This window comes from Faecalibacterium sp. I3-3-89 (assembly GCF_023347275.1).
GTDB lineage: Bacteria > Bacillota > Clostridia > Oscillospirales > Ruminococcaceae > Faecalibacterium > Faecalibacterium butyricigenerans.
In genome coordinates this window covers 1,338,521-1,355,427 of record NZ_CP094468.1, presented here as the reverse complement: position 1 = coordinate 1,355,427, position 16,907 = coordinate 1,338,521, and the positions used below count along the sequence as shown (strand labels likewise).

The following is a 16,907-nucleotide window of genomic DNA, read 5'->3' as shown; positions in this document are numbered from 1 at the left end:
TATTTCCGGGCTTTTTGGAGATAATCAGAGTTGTTATGGCCAAAAATAAAAAAGGTTCTGACGGCCGCTACCGCTACCGTATCTATCTGGGCAAAGCGGACGATGGCAGCAAAAAGTTCAAGTCCTTCTATGGCTCCACGGAGCGCGAGGCCCGCGCTGCTGCCGAAGCTTACCGCACTGCCATCGGCAAGGGCATGGATCCTCAGCAGGCCGAAGCCACCTTAGGCACCCTGTACGATAATCTCATCGCGTCCAAAAAGGCCAAAGGCATCAGCCAGAAAAGCCTCGACCGGCTGGCCACCAATAAGGCCCACTGGGGCGAGCTGGTGGACGTTCCCGCCTCTGAGCTGCGCGCGTCCGACTTCCAGCAGGTGCTCAATACGCTGGCCGACTGGCACGACGGCAAGCCGCCCCTCTCCCACTTTACCCTCACCAACCTTCGCGGCAGCGCCAAGGCGGCGTATAACCTCGCCATCCCGGAGATCGTGATGTACAACCCTCTGATCAAGACCATCGCCCCCGCTGGGGCTGCGTCGGAGCCGCGCGACCCCATCACCGAGGCGCAGCAGCGCTGGATCCGTGAGACGCCCCACACTGCCCAGCGGGCCGCGATGCTCCTGCTCTACTCCGGCCTCCGCCGCAGCGAGGCCACCGCCCTCACCTGGGCCGACATCGACCTCGACGACGCCACCATCACGGTCAGCAAGGGCTACGACTTCCGCGCCAAAAAGGTCAAGATCCCCAAGACGCCTGCCGGCGTCCGCGTCGTCAGTATCCCCAAGGTCCTTGTCGATTATCTCCGCACCCAGCAGGACGGCTGCCTCTACGTGCTCCACAATCCCAAAGGCCGGCAGATGACTGAGCAGGGCTGGAAGCGCCTGTGGGAGAGCTACATGCGCGACCTTAACGTCAAGTACGGCTACGACGGCCAGCAAAACAAAAACCGCCCGGGCGGCCTGCCCATGCTCATCGACACCTTCACCCCGCACCAGCTCCGCCATACCTTCTGCACCCTGATGTACTTCGCCGGTGTGGACGTCATGACCGCCCGCGATCAGATGGGCCACAAGGACATCTCGGTCACGCTGGGCATCTACACCGCCCTCGATAAAAAATTCAAAAAGAAAAAGATCAATCGTCTGGATACCTACCTCAAAAAATCCTGTGCCAACTCGGGCTGACCGCCTTGTTTCTCCTCCTTTTTGACTTGCATTTTGACTTGCATTTCAAAAAAACTTTCCCGGAAATTAGGGTAATTAGCGCCCACATCCCCCTCGAAAGGCATTTTCGCAGACAAACAAAAATCCCCGAAAAGCTAGGCGTGAAGCCACTTTTCGGGGATTTTACTTTGGAGCTACTGATCCGATTCGAACGGACGACCTGCTCATTACGAGTGAGCTGCTCTACCGGCTGAGCCACAGTAGCACATTGCACTCATTGCAACGTGTAGTATTTTACCACAAAAGCCGGGAGCTGTCAATATTGATTCGCAACTTTATCGGACGATTTTTTCATATCTTCTCTGTCGCCTCCAACGGTACGGCTCAGCTCACAGACTGCAAAGCAGCATCCGGCAAAGATCAGCAGCGCACAGTCTGGCGGGAGGCGGCGCATCGTTATGACCTGCCCGCACAGGGTGCTGAAGGTCTCCTGCGCCCGTTGAGGAAGCAGAAGGTAAAACAGCAGCAGAGAAAGCGGCAGATGGAGCAGCCGGGCACGGTACAGTGGGCGGAGCGTCATTTCCGACGGGCAGATGGTACGCACCTGCATCAGAACAGAAAGTCCCTGTACGCTCAATGCCGCACAGCACAGCATACTTGCAAACCGACCGCTTTGGGCCGCCAGATCACAGCCGGAGCAGACTTCCAGCAGCATCGCACAGAAGACTCCCGCGCCGGAGGGCAGCACTTCCCCTGCTCCTGCGGCCAGCATCCGGAAGAACAGGACAAAGGCGCAGAGCTTTACATAAGTCTGTGCGGCCTGTGCAATGATGCTGTCCAGCCGGAGAACACGAGCCTCGGAAAGCTTGACCTCCGACCGCTTTGATGCGAGTGGAGGCTCCAGCCGTGCCAGAAGAGCGGCACACAGATAACCCGCCATCACCTGCGCAAGGAACAGCAGAACGCCCAGCTCTGCGCTGCCCAGCATCGATCGTCCTACCGTCAGTATCACAAAGGAAGGGCCGGAGCAGACACAGGCCGGAAGGATGGCGTCTGCCTCTTGGGCTGTGAGCTGCCCAGAATGGACGGCCTCAGCCGCTGCGCTGGCCGCCGGGGCAAAGCCTCCCAGAAACCCAACGAGGAGCACCCTCCCTGCTGCCGGAGCACGCACCCCGATAAGCCGTTCCACAGGATAAAACGGCAAGCCCAGTACACCCGCTGCCGGGCACTGGATCAGCAGCGTGGATACGATGAGGAACGGAAACAGCGAGAGCAGCAGAGAACCGCCGCAGAGCGTCAGCCCCTCCCGTAAAGCCTGCGCACAACGCTCTGGTGCGGCAAAGGGCAGAAGCCCCGCTGTCAATGCCGCCAGAAAATATCCTGCGTTCCGGATTTTCTCTTTCTGAATCATATGCGCACCCTCCATTTCCATATATATGTGGTAATTGGCAGCATTTTGCACGGCGGGAGGGAGCAGCGTGGGAAGAAAACGAAAGCAAAAATGCTCCCCGCGCGGCTGGTTCCGGCGGTTGTTCCGTCAGCCGCCCCAGAACTTCTACGGACGGGCCTCGTTTTACCTGTGCGGAGGACGGATGGAGATCGAACAGTTCCGGCGCATCCTCTCCTATGAGGAAGGAAAGCTCTGCCTCGAGCTGGGCAGGGGCATCCTGACCGTTTACGGCGACGATTTGAAGATCGAAACGCTCTCTGCCCGGCGGCTCACCCTTTGTGGGCAGATCCTTCGGACGGACTTCTCGAAAGAATAGGAGCTTTTATCATGGAACTGATCCAGCACTGGGCAGGCATCTCCTTTTCCGCACAGAATGGTGATCCCGAAGGGCTGCTGACGGCCGCCGCAGCCGGAAGTCTTCCCCTTTCAGATGTCGTCCCCCGGCCCGGCGGATTTTCGGCCCGGTGCGCTGCATGGCATTACCGAAAGCTGGCTGCTCTGGCCCGCAAGCGGCGGGTGCGGCTGCGCATCCAGAAGCGCTGCGGTCTTTTTTTCCGTCTCCGCCCTCTGTTCCAGCGCCGAGGGCTTTGGGCAGGATGTCTTGTCTTTCTCCCGCTCCTGCTTTGGCTCCAAGGGTTTGTCTGGTTCATCGAGCCGGTGGGGCTGACGCCCGGCCAGCAGGCGCGCGCCGCCGTCGTCCTATGGGAGACCGGGCTTTTCCCGGGAAATGTCGTCACGCAGGACAAACTCGCAGCCGGAGAATACGCTCTGCTCCAGAGCGGCGAGTTTTCTTGGGCAAGCCTCAACTTTACAAAAGGAAAGCTGGTGGCAGAAGCAGCGGTCGCAAAGCCTGTGCCCGACATTGCTGCCGGAACACTCCACGGTCTCCGTGCCAAAGTGTCTGGCACTGTGGTAAGCACGAACCTTGTCAGCGGCACGATGCTGGTCGTCCCCGGGCAGGCAGTAGAAGCCGGTCAGGGACTCATCGGGACTGCCCGCGCCGAACGGGACGGAACGCTCATTTTTCAGCCTGCCGCAGGCATCGTCCGGGCGCAGTTCGAGTGGGAAGACGAGCAGGAAGCGGCTCTTACACTGCCCACCGAGCAACTCACCGGCAGGCAGACCGTGCGCCGGACGCTGTTCTGGAATGGGCAGTCGATCGCTCTGTCCTCCCTTCATCCTGTTCCCACCACATCTGTGGCCAAGGCCGTCATCCGGCACGACCAGCCGGAAGCTTTTGGCATCCCTTTTCCATGTTTTATCGAAGAGACGAGCTATTATTATAAAGAAGTTGTCGATCTGGAGCGGACAGAGGAGCAGGCTCTGGCCATCGCAAGACTGCAAAGCAAACAAGCTTTACAGGCAAATTGGCCCGATTTTGAGCTTCTGGCCCGCAAAGAAGACGTTTCTGTCGAAGAAAGCACGCTCCACTACCGAGTCGTTTATACCATCGTGGCAAACATCTGCAAATAAAAATACCGCACTGCCCAGAGCACTTCCGCTCCGACAATGCGGTATGCCGTTCGCAGATCCTGCTTGTACATCAGAAATGCAAACTGCTCTATAATATGGATTTTTGAAGCATCTATTTCTCGTCCGGCGTCGTCTCTGCCAGAAGCTCGTTCAGGTCGAACTCATACTTGGTGTGGCAGAAATGACAGACCACCTCGCAGCAGGGGTCTTCGTCCCGGAGCTTTTCCAGCTCTTTGCGGCCAAGGCTGAGAAGCATATTCTTCGTGCGCTCCTCGCTGCAATCGCACTGATACTGCACCTCGCGGGTGTCAAGGACCTGCGGGTCGAAGCCTGCCATTGCAAGCTCCATCATATCCTGCGGGGTCTTCCCTGCGTGGAGCATCTCGGTGACAGAGGGCATGGCGGCGATATTCTGTTCCAGACGGGTGATCTCGGCATCGGTCGCACCCGGCAGGAGCTGCAGCAGATAGCCACCCGCGCAGACGATGGACAGATCCTTGTCCACCAGAACGCCCAGCGCACAGACCGTGGGGATCTGCTCGCTGTAAGCATAATAGCTGGTGATGTCCTCGGCGATCTCGCCGGACACCAGCGGTACCTGACCGACGGTTGGCTCCTTCTGGAGCTTGTTGTCCCGGATGACCGTCAATACACCGTCTTTTCCGACGGCGCCGCCGACATCCAGATGGCCGTTCTCCTTTGCGGGAAGCTCGACCAGCGGATGGTCGATGCAGCCCTTTACATTGCCGTGTGCGTCGGTGCAGGCGATGACGACACCCGCCGGGCCGCCGCCCGACACGCGCAGGGTGATGGAATCGCCGTCATCCTTGAGCATTGCGCCCATCAGAGACACTCCGGTGAGCAGACGCCCCAGAGCCGCGCTGCAGGTAGCGCTGGTGGTATGCAGCTTTTCCGCCTTGCGGACGATCTCGGTAGAGTCCACGCCACAGAACACGACACCGCCGTTCTCAGAAATGCCGCGGATCAGATTCGACATATTATTTATCCTCCAGTTGGGTATACTGTTTGACTGCACAGAAGAAGTAGCGCTCGCTCTCATCGGTCAGCGGGCCGAAGCTCTCGCCGTCGCAGACGCTCTCCAGCGCAAAGCCGTGCTTTTCCAGCGCAGTGCGAATGGTCTCGAGGTCGTAGGTGTACTCGTAGAACTGCTCGTGGAAGTGTTCCCCCGTCTCGCGGTAGTCGATGTCCACGCTGATCTCCACGCGGCGGTCGGCGGCGCTGTAGTGGTTGCGCCAGACGCAGGAAGCGTCCTCCTCCTCAAAGGTGAAGACGTTCTCCCCCAGCACGTTCTGATGCTTATAGGGCGTATTCATATCGAACAGGAGAACACCGCCCTTTTCCATAAAGAAACCGGCGTTGGCGATGGCCTTGTCCAGATCAGGGATATGATTGAAGGTGTCAAAGGTAGACACTGCCCCCCGGATGGTGCCGTAGAGGTCAAGCTTGAGCAGATCCTGCCGCAGCAGAAGCAGCCCGCCGGAAAGACCGAGCTGCTCGGCCTTGTCCCGGACGACGCAGAGCATTTCCTCTGACTGGTCGATGCCGATCATATCATAGCCCGCCTGTGTGAGCATCAGGGTCAGCTCCCCTGTCCCACAGCCGAGGTCGGCGAGGATGCCGTCACGGATCCCGTGAGCATCCAACTCCTTGTGGATATGGGCATAGAGCGCATCATAATCCGCTTCACCGTTGAACTCATCGTAGAAATAAGCAAATTCGTTGTAGGCCATTGGGTCACTCCGCGTCCTCTGCGTTTTCTTTGTACTCGGCTGCGATGGCGGCATCCAGCACTGCCTGCAGCTCCGGGATTCCATAGCCATTCTCGCCGCTGGTCAGCACGACCTTCTGGCAGCCATACGGCAGGCAGAGCGTTTCGAACTCCTCCTGCGTCTTGGCCAGCTGGCTCTTCTTGAGCTTGTCGGCCTTGGTCAGCGCCACGACGAAGGGGATGTTATGGTAGTGCAGGTAACGCAGCATCTGAAAATCGTCGGCGCTGGGGGCGTGGCGGCAGTCGATGAGCTGGACGAGCAGGGTATGATGGCGCTGCGCCTCGAAGTAGCTGTTGATGAGGTCATCCCAGCGCTCACGATCCGCATTGCTCACCTTGGCATAGCCGTAGCCGGGCAGATCGACGAAATAGCAGTCGTCCACGGCGTAGAAGTTGATGGTCGCTGTCTTGCCCGGCGTGCTGGACACGCGGGCGAGGTTCTTACGGCTGCAAAGCTTGTTGATAAGGCTGGACTTGCCCACGTTGGAGCGGCCGGAGAAACTCAGCTCCGGGCGATCGCTCTCGGGCAGCTGGCTGGAGATGCCGTAGCTTGCAATGAAATCCGCTTTATTATAGTTCATAGCTGCGTTCCTTTCGTCTCAGCAGACCGCGCCCGTCTGCGGCTTTTCGGTCGGCTGCGGCAGGGCCGCAGCCTCAGCGGGCTTTCCCTTCTTGGCACGGGGATGGCCCGCCGATACCGTCTTTGGCTTGAGGAGTGCGGCGGCGAGCACCTGCGACAGATTGGACATGGGCAGGAACTCGATGTTCTTCTTGACCTCGTCGTCCACCTCGTACAGGTCGGACAGATTATCCTTCGGGATGAGGACGGTCTTCATCCCCTCGCGGTACGCCGCCATGCTCTTCTCCCGCAGACCGCCAATGGGCAGCACATTGCCGTGAAGGGTGATCTCGCCGGTCATGGCCACATCACCCCGCACCGGGATGCCGGACAGGCAGGAGATGAGAGCAGTGGTCAGAGTGACACCGGCCGAGGGGCCGTCCTTAGGCACTGCGCCCTCGGGGGCATGGATGTGCAGGTCGCACTTCTTGAGGCGCTCCGGGTCGATGCCGTACTCAGCGGCATGGACCCGGGCGTAGGTGATGGCCAGCTGTGCGCTCTCCTTCATCACATCGCCCAGAGAGCCGGTAACGGTGATCTTACCGCTGCCGTTGTCGATGACCTGCACCTCGATGGGCAGAGTCTCGCCGCCGATGCTGGTCCATGCCAGACCATTGGCGATGCCGATGGCATTGGTACGGTTCAGGAACTCGGGCTTGACCATCCGGGGACCGAGCAGCTTTTCGAGGCTGGTGCCGGTGACGGAGACATTCTCCGCCTCGCCGGATGCGATCTTCCGGGCGCACTTGCGCAGGACGCTGGTGATGGTGCGCTCCAGATTGCGGACGCCGGCCTCGCGGGTATAGCCGTCGATGATGCCGTAGAGGGCGCTCTGGGAGAAGGCGACCTTGCCGGTCAGACCGCAGGCATCCAGCTGCTTGGGCACCAGATGCTTGCGGGCGATGTTGTACTTTTCTACCCGGGTGTAGCTGGGCAGCTCGATGACGTCCATGCGGTCGCGCAGCGGGCCGGGGATGGCGCTGAGGTCGTTGGCCGTGGTGATAAAGAGCACATGGCTCAAATCGAACGGCATATCAATGAAGTGGTCGTTGAAGGTGCTGTTCTGCTCGGGGTCGAGGGCTTCCAGCAGAGCGGCGGCCGGGTCGCCCCGGAAGTCACCGGCAAGCTTGTCGATCTCATCCAGCAGCATCAGCGGATTCGAGCTTTTTGCGGTGATCATCGCACTGATGATCTTGCCGGGCATCGCGCCGATGTAGGTGCGGCGGTGGCCGCGGATCTCAGCCTCATCCCGCACGCCGCCGAGGCTCAGGCGGACATACTTGCGGTTCAGGCTTTCGGCGATGGAGCGGGCGATGCTGGTCTTGCCGACGCCCGGAGGGCCGACGAGGCAGATGATCTGGCCTTTGACGTCCGGGGCCAGCTTACGGACAGCCAGCACCTCGAGAATGCGGTCCTTGACCTTCTTCAGGCCGTAGTGGTCACGATCCAGCACCCGCTGGGCCTTGGCGATGTCCAGATCATCCTCCGTGAAGGTGTTCCATGGCAGGTCGAGGCAGGTATCCAGATAGGTGCGGATGACCGTGCCCTCCTGATTGCTGCTCTGCATCTTGGAGAGGCGGTCCACCTCTTTGAGGAGCTTCTTCTCCCGTTCCTCGTCCAGATGGAGAGCGGTGATCTTCCGGCGGTACTCCTCGGCTTCGGCGGTGGTGTCGTCGTCCTCGCCCAGCTCCTCGCTGATCATGTGGAGCTGCTCGTGGAGGTAGTAGTCGCGCTGGTTTTTGTCCATCGCTTCGTCCACCTTCTGGGCGATCTCTTTGTCGATCTCAAGCATCCGGCGCTCCCGGTGCATCTTCTCGATGAGCAGGCGCAGACGGCCCATCAGGGTGCCTTCGTCCAGAATGGCCTGCTTGTCCTCGAAGCGGAACAAGAGGTTGGCCGGGATGTACTCCGACAGGAAGGCAGGGTCGGTGCTGGTGGTGATAGCAAATACCACATCCTTGCCGATATGGGGATTCAACGCCAGAAGCTCGTCGAAGCTCTTTTTGACGTTCCGGACGAGGACATCTGCCTCCGGCATTTCCTCGGGCTTTGCCATCTTTACCGGAGCCGGACGGACCGTGGCCAGCAGGAAGCTGCCGTCGTCCTCCATCTCGGAGAGCTTGGCCCGGTACTTGCCTTCGACCAGAATGCGGACGAGGTCGTCCGACACCCGCATCACCTGCTTGACCTCGGCCACGACGCCATAAGTATAGAGGTCGGCGGACTTAGGCTCTTCGACCTTCATCTCCTTCTGCGCCACAAGGAAGACGTCCGAGTTGTTGCTGACGGCCCACTCCACGGCGGCGATGCTCTTCTCGCGGCCCACCTCGAAGTGGAGCAGATTGTTGGGAAAGACCACCAGCCCGCGCAGGGCGATGGCCGGAAGATGGAGAACGCTCCGCTCCACCTTGACCGTAACTTTTTCAGACATAGTGCAAAACCTCCCAGCCGTCCCTCGGATGCGAGTCACCCATAAGGGCGGCTTTTTTGTAGGGTCAAATCAAATCTATCATTTTATTATAGCGAAAAACTTCTTTCGATGCAACTGTTCAGCGCTTTTCCCGGGTGTTGTAGCCCAGCCGCCCCAGTGCGGGGAGGATGGCTTTGAGGGTCAGGGATGTGAGCGCGCCCATGATAAGGCCCAGCACCAGCATCACCGGCGCATAATAGAGCGACATCGTCGAGGACAGGATGAGTCCTGCGCCGAGCAGCTGGCCGATGTTGTGGGCCAGTGCGCCGCAGACCGACAGGATGAACCATGTGGGCTGGAACGGGAGCTTATAGTAAAGCACCCACATCACCAGCAGGGACAGCAGCCCGCCGCAGAGGGAGAGAAAGCCTGCCGTTCCCCCGGAGACGAGGAAGACGAACAGCGCCTTGAGCAAGTCGAGATACAACGCCTGCCGCACTCCCATGAAAAACAGTGCATACATCACCACGATGTTCGCAAGGCCCAGCTTCATGCCTGGCGCAAGGCCCGGGATGACCAGCGTGCCCTCGAGAAAGGAAAGGGCCATCGCCAGCGCAAACAGCAGGCCAGAAAGTGCGATCTCGTGTGTTTTCTTCGGATCATGATCTCGGTTTGCCATTGGCTCTCCCCCTTTGTGCCGCAGCTTATTCTTCGCCTGCGGACTGCTCGTATTGCTCCTGCTCCTCGACAGCGGCTTCCCACGCGGCAAAAAGCTCGTCCTGATGGAAGCGCAGGTCGCTCAGCTCGTCGCTTTTTTCCCGCAGGAGCTGCGGGTCGTTGTAGACCTCCGGTGAGTTGATCTCGTTTTCCAGCTCCACTTCCCGGGCGCCGCAGGCCTCCATCTCGTCCTCGCAGGCTTTGATCTTGGCGCGCAGCTCTGCCCGGCGGCGGCGCTGTTCCTTGCCGTAGCCTGCCTTAGCAGGCTCGCCGCTCTTCTCTGCCGCGGGGGCAGGAGCGGCGCGGCCCATCAGGGCATCGTAGCTGGGATAAATAACCGCTTTGCCGTCCTCAAGATAGAGGATGGGGCAGGCCAGACTGTTCATCAGATGACGGTCATGGGTGACGAGGAGCAGCGTGCCGGTGTAGGCCATCAGCGCCTCGGTCAGATTTTCGCGGGTGTAGATGTCCAAGTGGTTGGTCGGCTCGTCGAGGAAAAGCAGATTCGGCCGTTCCAGCACGATCTCCGCGAAGCGCAGACGGGCCAGCTCGCCGCCGGACAGGGCTTCGCAGGGCTTGAAGACCGTCTCCCCCCGGAAGCCCAGCTTCGCCAGATGGCTGCGGACTTCCAATTCGGTCATTCGGGGGTATTTGTTCCAGATGACGTCGATGACGCGGCCTGCGCCGATGCGGTTCTGCTGCTGGGCAAAGATGCTGGGCCGTGCGCCCGTCCCCAGACGCACCATACCGCCGGAGGGACGGCGCTTGCCGTCCAGCACTTGCATCAGGGTGGACTTGCCCGCGCCATTGGGTCCGGCAATGATGAGCCGCTGGCCGCGGCAGACCGTATAGGTAAAGGGTTCCAGCAGAGTCCGGTCGCCGATCTTGATGGTCAGGTTCTTGAGCAGCACCAGCTCATTCCACGGTTCTACGTCGTATTCGAAGCGGAATTTGAGCTGATTCGTCTCGTCCTGCGGAGCCTCTGTGATCTCCAGCTTCTCCAGCTGTTTGCGGCGGCTCTGGGCCATCTTGGTGGTGGAGGCGCGGACGAGGTTGCGGTCGATGTAGTCCTGCAGTTTTTCAGCCAGCGCCACATCGGCGTCGTGCTGCTTCTGGCGCAGGGCGTCAGCGGCTTCCTTTTGGGGCAGATAGGCCGAAAAGTTGCCCTTATAGGTGGTCATGGTCTGGAAGGAGACCTCCCAGATCTTGGTACAGACATTGTCGAGGAAATAGCGGTCGTGGCTGACCACAAGGACCGCACCAGAGTAGCCCTTGAGATAGCTTTCCAGCCATTCCATCGTGGCAAAATCCAAGTGGTTGGTCGGCTCGTCCAGAATAAGGACATCCGGCTTTTCCAGCAGGAGCTTTGCCAGACGCAGACGGGTCAGCTCACCGCCGGACAGAACGCCCACGTTCTTGCCCCATGTATCCTGCGCAAAGCCCATGCCGGACAGCACCTTTTTGATGTTGACGTCCATGTTGTAGCCGTCGGCCGCGTCGATGACGTTTTGCAGCGCATCGTGCTTTTCCAGCAGCGAAGGGTCATTTGGAGCGGCCGCCATCTTCTTTTCCAAGATCTGCATCTGGGCCATCGCGTCCAGCACAGGGGCAAAGGAAGAGCGCATCTCCCCGTAAATATCAAGTGTCGTGTCAAGCTTTGCGTTCTGTTCCAGATAGCCCAGCGTCACGCCATGGGTCACACTGAATTCCCCGTCATAGTCGGTGTAAACGCCGGTCAGGATCTTGAGGAGCGTCGTCTTGCCCGCGCCGTTCTGACCCACGATGCCGATGCGGTCTTCCTTTTCTACACTGGCGCTCACGTCGTGCAGGACGACCTTTTCGCCAAAGCTCTTTCCGAGTTTTTCCAAATGAATCAGCATAATAATCTTCCGTGTTCTTTTCCAGTAGGGGTGGATACGGACGTCCCGCCGCCGTTACGGCTGATGGCGGCGGTGCTTGAGGCCGAGGTTCGCCAGCTCTTCCGGCTCCATCACCAGAGGATACAGCTCTTCCAGTGAGGCGATCTCGTAGGTGGGTGTCACCTTGCCCGGGTTCTCCGCATGGCCGGGATTGAACCAGCAGGTGTCAAGACCTGCATTCACGCCGCCCTGAATGTCGCTGGTGAGGCTGTCGCCCACCACCAGAACGTGCTCCCGGTTTTCCACGCCCAGTGCGCGAAGAGCGGCGTCAAAGATGCGGCGACTGGGCTTTTCGCTGTCCAGCTTCTCAGAGACAAAGACGTCCTCAAGGTAGTTCCGGATGCCCGACTCTGCCACCCGGCGGCTCTGTACCTTCTCGAAGCCGTTGGTCACGACCGCCAGCGTCGCCACCTCCGAAAGCTCGCCGAGGACATCCAGCACATTGGAGGTCATCAGGTCGGGGTGGGTGGACAGGCGCTCGAGGTAGCAGCGGTTCATCTCCACGCCATCGCCTGCTGCATTGATGGCCTTGAGGAAGCGGGTAAAACGCTCCCCCATCAGCTTATCGCGGCGGATCTGGCCTTTTTCCAGCTGACGCCACAGCTCTTCGTTGATGGTGCGGTAGGTCTGCACCGTCTCGGCGTCCGGCTCGATGCCATATTCCACCAGCGTTTCAGCCAGAGCCTTGCTTTCGGCAGCGTCGAAATTCAGAAGCGTATTGTCCGCATCGAAGAGGATGCAATAGTATTTTGCCATTTGTCTTTCCCTTCTCTATTATTTTTTCGTGCAGCCCGCCGCTCAAAAGCGGGCGCGGCAACGGCTGCGGTTTGAGAACAGCGAGAAGCCAGCCCCGCCCGGCAGAGCTGGCTTCTCGTAATTTTTATCCTTCCAGCGTCATTTCATAAGCTTCCTCGTCAGACTGCTCCGGTAGATTGCCGCCGCAGTCCGGCTCCGGCTTACAGGAGCACTCTTTTGCGATGCACTTCGCCATCTGCTCCTCCGTCACGCCGTTCTCGATATTCTCCCAGTCCATGTCGTAGTAATCCACGTTGCCGTCCGTCACATCTTCTGCACCGGGCAGCCCGGGAACTCGCATTTCTTCACAGACCATCGGCTCGCCTCCTCTCGGCCCAGCCTATGCAGCCGGACGCAGAAGGGTGAAACTTATTCTGCCTTGCTCTCGGTTTCCTTGCTGGCAGAGGCCTCGGACTTGGATTCCACCTTGGACTCCGAGCTGGACTCGGCTTTGGACTCCGGCTTCGATTCCGACTCTGCCTTGGAACTGCCCGACGTGCTGGACGATGCAGACGAGGAGCTGCTGGTGCTGTGAGAGGAGCTGCTGCCGGAACTGCCAGAAGAACTGCCGGAAGACGAGCTGCTGGAACTGCCCGAGCTTGCAGAGGAAGACGAAGCGGATGTACTGCCGGAAGAACCGGCATTGGACGAGGACGAGCTGCTGGCAGGAGCAGACTCGCTGGACACACCGCTGCCGATGGTGATGGTCAGGGTGTTGCTGCTCACCTTGCAGTCGTTATAGGTGACGACTGCGTGGATCTTGTAGGAGGCGTTGACCATCGAGCTGTCCACCACAACGGTGATGGTGGATTTGCCCGCCGCCTGCGTGACCTCCTGCCCATTGGCGTACCAGCGCAGATGTTCGGCCTTGGCATACTTGCCGCTGAGGTTGGCCTTGAAGGTATAGGAGCTGCCCACAGCCCCCTTGCCCTCGCTGGTGATGTGGACGGACGCAGCGCCAAACACCGCCGTGACATCCAGATTCTGCTTGAAATCGGTATCGGTGCGGGTCTTGCTGGTGAGACCGTCGCTCCACTTGACGAAGACATAGCCGTCCGCCGGGACAGCCGTCACCGTGATAGACTTGCTGGGGTCGGTGACGGTATAGGTCACAGAGTTGTTGCCGGTATCGCCGCCCACGCTCAGGGTGCCGCCGCCGTTCTTGTCCACATGGTAGTGGGCCTCGAACTTCTTGCCCTCGCTGGAGCTGGTGCTCTCACTGCTGCTCGAGCTTTCGGAGCCGCTGGCGCTTTCGCTCAGGCTCCCGCTGGAGCTTGCAGCCTCCGAACTGGGCGCGGCCACTGCGGAGCTGGGGTTGGAGACATATTCCATCGTGCGGGTGGGGATGTTGTTGGTGTCCGGGCGGCGGTCATCGGTCTGACAGGCGTGGGTGCGGATATAATTCAGCACAGCTTTGAGGCCGACGCTCTTGAGATGGATGTCGCCGCTGGTATAATAGTCCGCGATGCCGTAGCCGTCGCTGCCTTTGAGAGCCTCGGCAGAGTTGAGAAAACGGACTCCCAGCTGCTCGCACATATTCAGAAGAGCCATATTGAAGTCGTCGATCTTGGACTGGTCCATGTGGGGATAGTTGGAGTGATCGACCGGGACAGGCGGCACGGTGTTCACGATGATGTCGGTATAGGGGTAGCTCTGCTGGACGGCTTGAACCAGCGCCGTATAGTGGGCGATGAAGTCCGAGACTTCCATCCCGGTGTCGTTGGTGCCGAAGGTCATGACCACCCGGCGGGGTTTCATCATGGCCACAGCCTGCGGGATGGTGTAGTGGTTCGAATCTTTCTTAAAGGTAACGATGCCCTCGTTGAGCGCCGCCTGCGTACCAATGCCCTCCTTCGCGCAGAACTGCTGCAGCGAGATGAGGCCGTTATTGTAGAGGCGGACGGTATTGGAGTCGCCCAAGAAGAGGGTGTCGTTCAGGTAATCCGCACCGGCGTCGGCGGTCTCCGTCAGCAGGGCGGCAGAGGCGTTGTCGATCTGGTAATGGCCCGACAGGTCTTCGCCCGGAGCGGGGTCTGCCGCCGACTCAGAGACCGAGGGCGCGGGGGCGTCGCCGCCTTTTTTCAAGAGCGCGGTCGTGATGCCGAAGGTCAGCAGCACGGCCAGAACACAGAGAATGCAGACCAGAACGGCCCGCTTCTGCATGAGAGTCATATTTTCTTTTTCCGATTGCATTTTTCGACTCATAAACACGATTCCTCTCGTTCAGGAATGGGAAAGCTCGTCCACAGGGCGAAGGATCCATTCCGTCAACTCCTTGCAGTCTGTGGCCATAAAGACCGGTGCAAAGGGCGTGACCTCCTCCCTGCTGCCGTAACCGTACAGCACCGCGGCGGCGTCCAGCCCGCAGTTCCTTGCGCCCTGCATATCGTCGCAGCGGTCGCCGACCATCAGAACCCGCTTGCCCTGCATGACCGGCTGGTCGAGGACATGACGGATGACGTCCGTCTTGTTGTCACGGCTCTCGTCCATTGACGCGCCGCCCACGAACGAAAAGTAGGAGGAAAGCCCCTGCTCTTCCAGAATGGGCGTCACGACATGGGTAGGCTTGCAGGTGGCCGTGCAGAGGGTCAGCCCTGCGGTCTTGAGGCGGCCCAGCATCTCCACCACGCCGGGGTAAACATCCCCCTCATGGCTGCCCTTGACGGCATAACTCGTGCGGTAGCGCTCGGTGGCCTCCTCGATCTTGGCGGGGTCCGAAAAATGCTCGCCAAAGCTCTTGCGGAGGGGCGGGCCGATGTAGCGGTTCAGGTCGCTCCGGGCAACATCCACGCCCATCGCCTTAAAAACTTCTTCCAGTGTATTGAGAATGCCGGGGGCGGAATCGATGAGCGTACCGTCCACGTCAAACAGGATCGCATCGTAGTGCAGCAAGGTCAGGTTCCCCTTTCTCTTAGATAAACACTATATAGTATAGCACAGATTTCGATATTCAGCAATTCCAACAAAACACTTTTCAGACTTTTATACATATTTTTATGCAGGTCCCCGCTGCACGAGCGCTCTCGACGCCGGGCATTCGCTCTGTATTTCCCGGGAACAGCAAGGCCCCTCCGCGCAGTCCGTCCTGCACAGAAGGGCCTTTTGTCCGTTTTTACTTTCTTATCTCACCTGACATCAGCTCTCGGTGGTGGTGCAGGTGTTGTTCTCCGTCGAGGGATAGTAGAGGTTGTTGGCGATAAATTCCAGCTTCTCTTTCAGCACCAGCTCAAGATTCGCCACGGCGTGGACCATGTTGGTGGCAGAGTCGTTGACCTCCAGGAGCTTGCACAGGTCAAGCTCCTCCATGCTGAGGGCCGTCTTCATCTTCTGGGTCTCGGCACAGAGGATATGGCTCAGCGCCGACTCCTGCAGAGCGATGCTCTCCATCAGGTCGATGACTGCCTGATCGAAGGTAACGCGCGGTAAGGCGGGACAATCGCAGGCAACACAGTGGGTGCAGTTGGTGGTATCAGCCATAAGAAGGACCTTCCTTTCTCTCATAGGGATAGGGCACAGTCCATCCTATGTGCAGCCCCGCCCGGATGTCACTCCGGCTTTGCGGCTTTCTGCACCTTCTCAATGGTATCGCGGTAGCCGCCGGAGCCATACTGGATGCAGCGGTTGATGCGGCTGATGGTGGCGGTGCTGATCTCCACGGCCTTCACGATCTGGTCGTAGGTACTGCCGTTGAGCAGAAGCTTCGCCGCTTCCAGCCGCTGGGCCATATCGGAGATCTCCTTGACCGTGCAGAGATCCTCAAAGAAGTTATAGCACTCCTCCCGCGTCTCCAAGCTGAGGATCGCATCGAACAATGCATCGGTGGTGGGGTTTTTTCTGGGGTTTTTATCCGCCATAGCTGCCTCCTTTGCGGCACTTCATGGATAGCAATTCAACTTTTTCATGCGATGGCAGCAGCATGGAATCACCTATTTATGCTGTTTTCCTGCTGCACGATTTTTTGCCTTGCTCTTGTGATAGAGTAGAGGATCTTTCATGCTCTTGTTACGTTAGTACTTTAGCACTTGAAAGCGCAAAAGTCAAGCATTTTGATTTTCTTTGGCAAAGATTATCAGATTTCATCTGTCGTCGTGTTCAGTTTTATTCATCTCACGTTTGAACAAAAATCGTCTAAAATTTCTTATCTTCGCCACCGCAAAAATGGGAGAGTCTCCTAACTTGCCCAAAATATATTGACAAATTATGAAATCGGGACTAAAGTATACACAATCATTCGGCAAATGCAATGAACAGGACATGACTTTTCGCATTCCCTGCGCTCAGAGAGCCGCCATTCCGGTGCAAGGTGGCAGCACAGTGCGATCAGCCCTCACCTGCGAGCAGCCTGCGTGAACCCCATTTTGGGCAGTAGCGCGTGGCCGTTCAGCCCACGTTACAGGGCAGCGTATCGGTGGCCAAACGCCTGTACGCGCAAGCGGCTGCTCCTGAAAGCAGCAAACGAAGTGGTACCGCGGAGAACGACCGGTGTGCATACGCCGTTTGGCCTTCGTCTTCGAGGAAGATAGGATACATCCTTGTGTTCTATCCTTCCAGTGAGGACGGAGGCTTTTTTCACCC

General features: G+C 58.9%; 16 protein-coding genes and 1 tRNA gene. 3 read left to right on the top strand and 14 right to left on the bottom strand.

The window, feature by feature from the left end; all coding sequences use genetic code 11:
* Positions 1–35: 35 nt before the first annotated feature.
* A complete protein-coding gene (locus tag MTP38_RS06300) occupies positions 36–1,181 on the top strand; it encodes a tyrosine-type recombinase/integrase (RefSeq protein WP_249234610.1) in 1,146 nt (381 codons plus the stop codon).
* A gap of 168 nt (positions 1,182–1,349) precedes the next feature.
* Here the strand turns inward: MTP38_RS06300 and MTP38_RS06295 are convergent.
* Positions 1,350–1,425: transfer RNA gene (locus MTP38_RS06295), tRNA-Thr, on the bottom strand.
* A gap of 51 nt (positions 1,426–1,476) precedes the next feature.
* Complete coding sequence (locus tag MTP38_RS06290) at positions 1,477–2,571, bottom strand: hypothetical protein (protein WP_249234609.1); 1,095 nt, start codon at positions 2,569–2,571, stop codon at positions 1,477–1,479.
* 67 nt (positions 2,572–2,638) lie between these two features.
* Between MTP38_RS06290 and MTP38_RS06285 the strand changes: the two genes are divergently transcribed.
* The gene (locus MTP38_RS06285; RefSeq protein WP_227620859.1) at positions 2,639–2,926 is read left to right on the top strand and encodes a YabP/YqfC family sporulation protein; all 288 of its coding nucleotides are present in this window, start codon (positions 2,639–2,641) and stop codon (positions 2,924–2,926) included.
* Positions 2,927–2,937: 11 nt separating this feature from the next.
* Complete coding sequence (locus MTP38_RS06280; protein ID WP_249234608.1) at positions 2,938–4,083, top strand: sporulation protein YqfD; 1,146 nt, start codon at positions 2,938–2,940, stop codon at positions 4,081–4,083.
* 112 nt (positions 4,084–4,195) lie between these two features.
* Here the strand turns inward: MTP38_RS06280 and hslO are convergent, their stop codons facing one another.
* From hslO to MTP38_RS06220, 12 genes are all read right to left on the bottom strand, one after another.
* Positions 4,196–5,080 carry an Hsp33 family molecular chaperone HslO gene (hslO, locus tag MTP38_RS06275; protein ID WP_249234607.1) on the bottom strand — a complete coding sequence of 295 codons (885 nt, stop codon included), beginning with the start codon at positions 5,078–5,080 and terminating at the stop codon, positions 4,196–4,198.
* Between the two features lies 1 nt (position 5,081).
* Positions 5,082–5,834, bottom strand: a complete 753-nt coding sequence (locus MTP38_RS06270) for a class I SAM-dependent DNA methyltransferase (RefSeq protein ID WP_227620862.1) — start codon at positions 5,832–5,834, stop codon at positions 5,082–5,084.
* Positions 5,835–5,838: 4 nt separating this feature from the next.
* A complete protein-coding gene (gene yihA, locus MTP38_RS06265) occupies positions 5,839–6,453 on the bottom strand; it encodes a ribosome biogenesis GTP-binding protein YihA/YsxC (protein ID WP_249234606.1) in 615 nt (204 codons plus the stop codon).
* Positions 6,454–6,471: 18 nt separating this feature from the next.
* Positions 6,472–8,922 (bottom strand): endopeptidase La, encoded by a 2,451-nt coding sequence (gene lon / locus MTP38_RS06260; RefSeq protein WP_227620864.1) that lies wholly within the window; start codon positions 8,920–8,922, stop codon positions 6,472–6,474.
* Between the two features lie 118 nt (positions 8,923–9,040).
* Positions 9,041–9,580 (bottom strand): Gx transporter family protein, encoded by a 540-nt coding sequence (locus MTP38_RS06255; RefSeq protein ID WP_249234605.1) that lies wholly within the window; start codon positions 9,578–9,580, stop codon positions 9,041–9,043.
* A gap of 25 nt (positions 9,581–9,605) precedes the next feature.
* Positions 9,606–11,498, bottom strand: coding sequence for an ABC-F family ATP-binding cassette domain-containing protein (locus MTP38_RS06250; protein ID WP_249234604.1), 1,893 nt, complete (start codon positions 11,496–11,498; stop codon positions 9,606–9,608).
* 54 nt (positions 11,499–11,552) lie between these two features.
* Positions 11,553–12,293, bottom strand: a complete 741-nt coding sequence (locus tag MTP38_RS06245; RefSeq protein ID WP_227620867.1) for a YjjG family noncanonical pyrimidine nucleotidase — start codon at positions 12,291–12,293, stop codon at positions 11,553–11,555.
* 124 nt (positions 12,294–12,417) lie between these two features.
* Positions 12,418–12,648: a hypothetical protein gene (locus MTP38_RS06240; protein ID WP_227620868.1), complete on the bottom strand. Its 231-nt coding sequence runs from the start codon at positions 12,646–12,648 to the stop codon at positions 12,418–12,420.
* 53 nt (positions 12,649–12,701) lie between these two features.
* Complete coding sequence (locus MTP38_RS06235; RefSeq protein ID WP_249234603.1) at positions 12,702–14,504, bottom strand: SGNH/GDSL hydrolase family protein; 1,803 nt, start codon at positions 14,502–14,504, stop codon at positions 12,702–12,704.
* A gap of 51 nt (positions 14,505–14,555) precedes the next feature.
* Complete coding sequence (locus MTP38_RS06230) at positions 14,556–15,224, bottom strand: HAD hydrolase-like protein (protein ID WP_249234602.1); 669 nt, start codon at positions 15,222–15,224, stop codon at positions 14,556–14,558.
* Between the two features lie 243 nt (positions 15,225–15,467).
* Positions 15,468–15,809, bottom strand: a complete 342-nt coding sequence (locus MTP38_RS06225; RefSeq protein ID WP_249234601.1) for a hypothetical protein — start codon at positions 15,807–15,809, stop codon at positions 15,468–15,470.
* Positions 15,810–15,877: 68 nt separating this feature from the next.
* Positions 15,878–16,186 carry a YerC/YecD family TrpR-related protein gene (locus tag MTP38_RS06220; RefSeq protein ID WP_249234600.1) on the bottom strand — a complete coding sequence of 103 codons (309 nt, stop codon included), beginning with the start codon at positions 16,184–16,186 and terminating at the stop codon, positions 15,878–15,880.
* Positions 16,187–16,907 lie beyond the last annotated feature (721 nt).

Excerpts from the sequence above, each read along its gene's own strand:
- MTP38_RS06300 (WP_249234610.1), top strand. The coding sequence starts at position 36 with ATGGCCAAAAATAAAAAAGGTTCTGACGGCCGCTACCGCTACCGTATC.
- hslO (WP_249234607.1), bottom strand. The coding sequence starts at position 5,080 with ATGTCGAATCTGATCCGCGGCATTTCTGAGAACGGCGGTGTCGTGTTC.
- MTP38_RS06220 (WP_249234600.1), bottom strand. The coding sequence starts at position 16,186 with ATGGCGGATAAAAACCCCAGAAAAAACCCCACCACCGATGCATTGTTC.
- MTP38_RS06235 (WP_249234603.1), bottom strand. The coding sequence starts at position 14,504 with ATGACTCTCATGCAGAAGCGGGCCGTTCTGGTCTGCATTCTCTGTGTT.
- MTP38_RS06225 (WP_249234601.1), bottom strand. The coding sequence starts at position 15,809 with ATGGCTGATACCACCAACTGCACCCACTGTGTTGCCTGCGATTGTCCC.
- MTP38_RS06255 (WP_249234605.1), bottom strand. The coding sequence starts at position 9,580 with ATGGCAAACCGAGATCATGATCCGAAGAAAACACACGAGATCGCACTT.
- lon (WP_227620864.1), bottom strand. The coding sequence starts at position 8,922 with ATGTCTGAAAAAGTTACGGTCAAGGTGGAGCGGAGCGTTCTCCATCTT.
- MTP38_RS06245 (WP_227620867.1), bottom strand. The coding sequence starts at position 12,293 with ATGGCAAAATACTATTGCATCCTCTTCGATGCGGACAATACGCTTCTG.
- MTP38_RS06280 (WP_249234608.1), top strand. The coding sequence starts at position 2,938 with ATGGAACTGATCCAGCACTGGGCAGGCATCTCCTTTTCCGCACAGAAT.
- MTP38_RS06290 (WP_249234609.1), bottom strand. The coding sequence starts at position 2,571 with ATGATTCAGAAAGAGAAAATCCGGAACGCAGGATATTTTCTGGCGGCA.
- yihA (WP_249234606.1), bottom strand. The coding sequence starts at position 6,453 with ATGAACTATAATAAAGCGGATTTCATTGCAAGCTACGGCATCTCCAGC.
- MTP38_RS06240 (WP_227620868.1), bottom strand. The coding sequence starts at position 12,648 with ATGGTCTGTGAAGAAATGCGAGTTCCCGGGCTGCCCGGTGCAGAAGAT.
- MTP38_RS06250 (WP_249234604.1), bottom strand. The coding sequence starts at position 11,498 with ATGCTGATTCATTTGGAAAAACTCGGAAAGAGCTTTGGCGAAAAGGTC.
- MTP38_RS06270 (WP_227620862.1), bottom strand. The coding sequence starts at position 5,834 with ATGGCCTACAACGAATTTGCTTATTTCTACGATGAGTTCAACGGTGAA.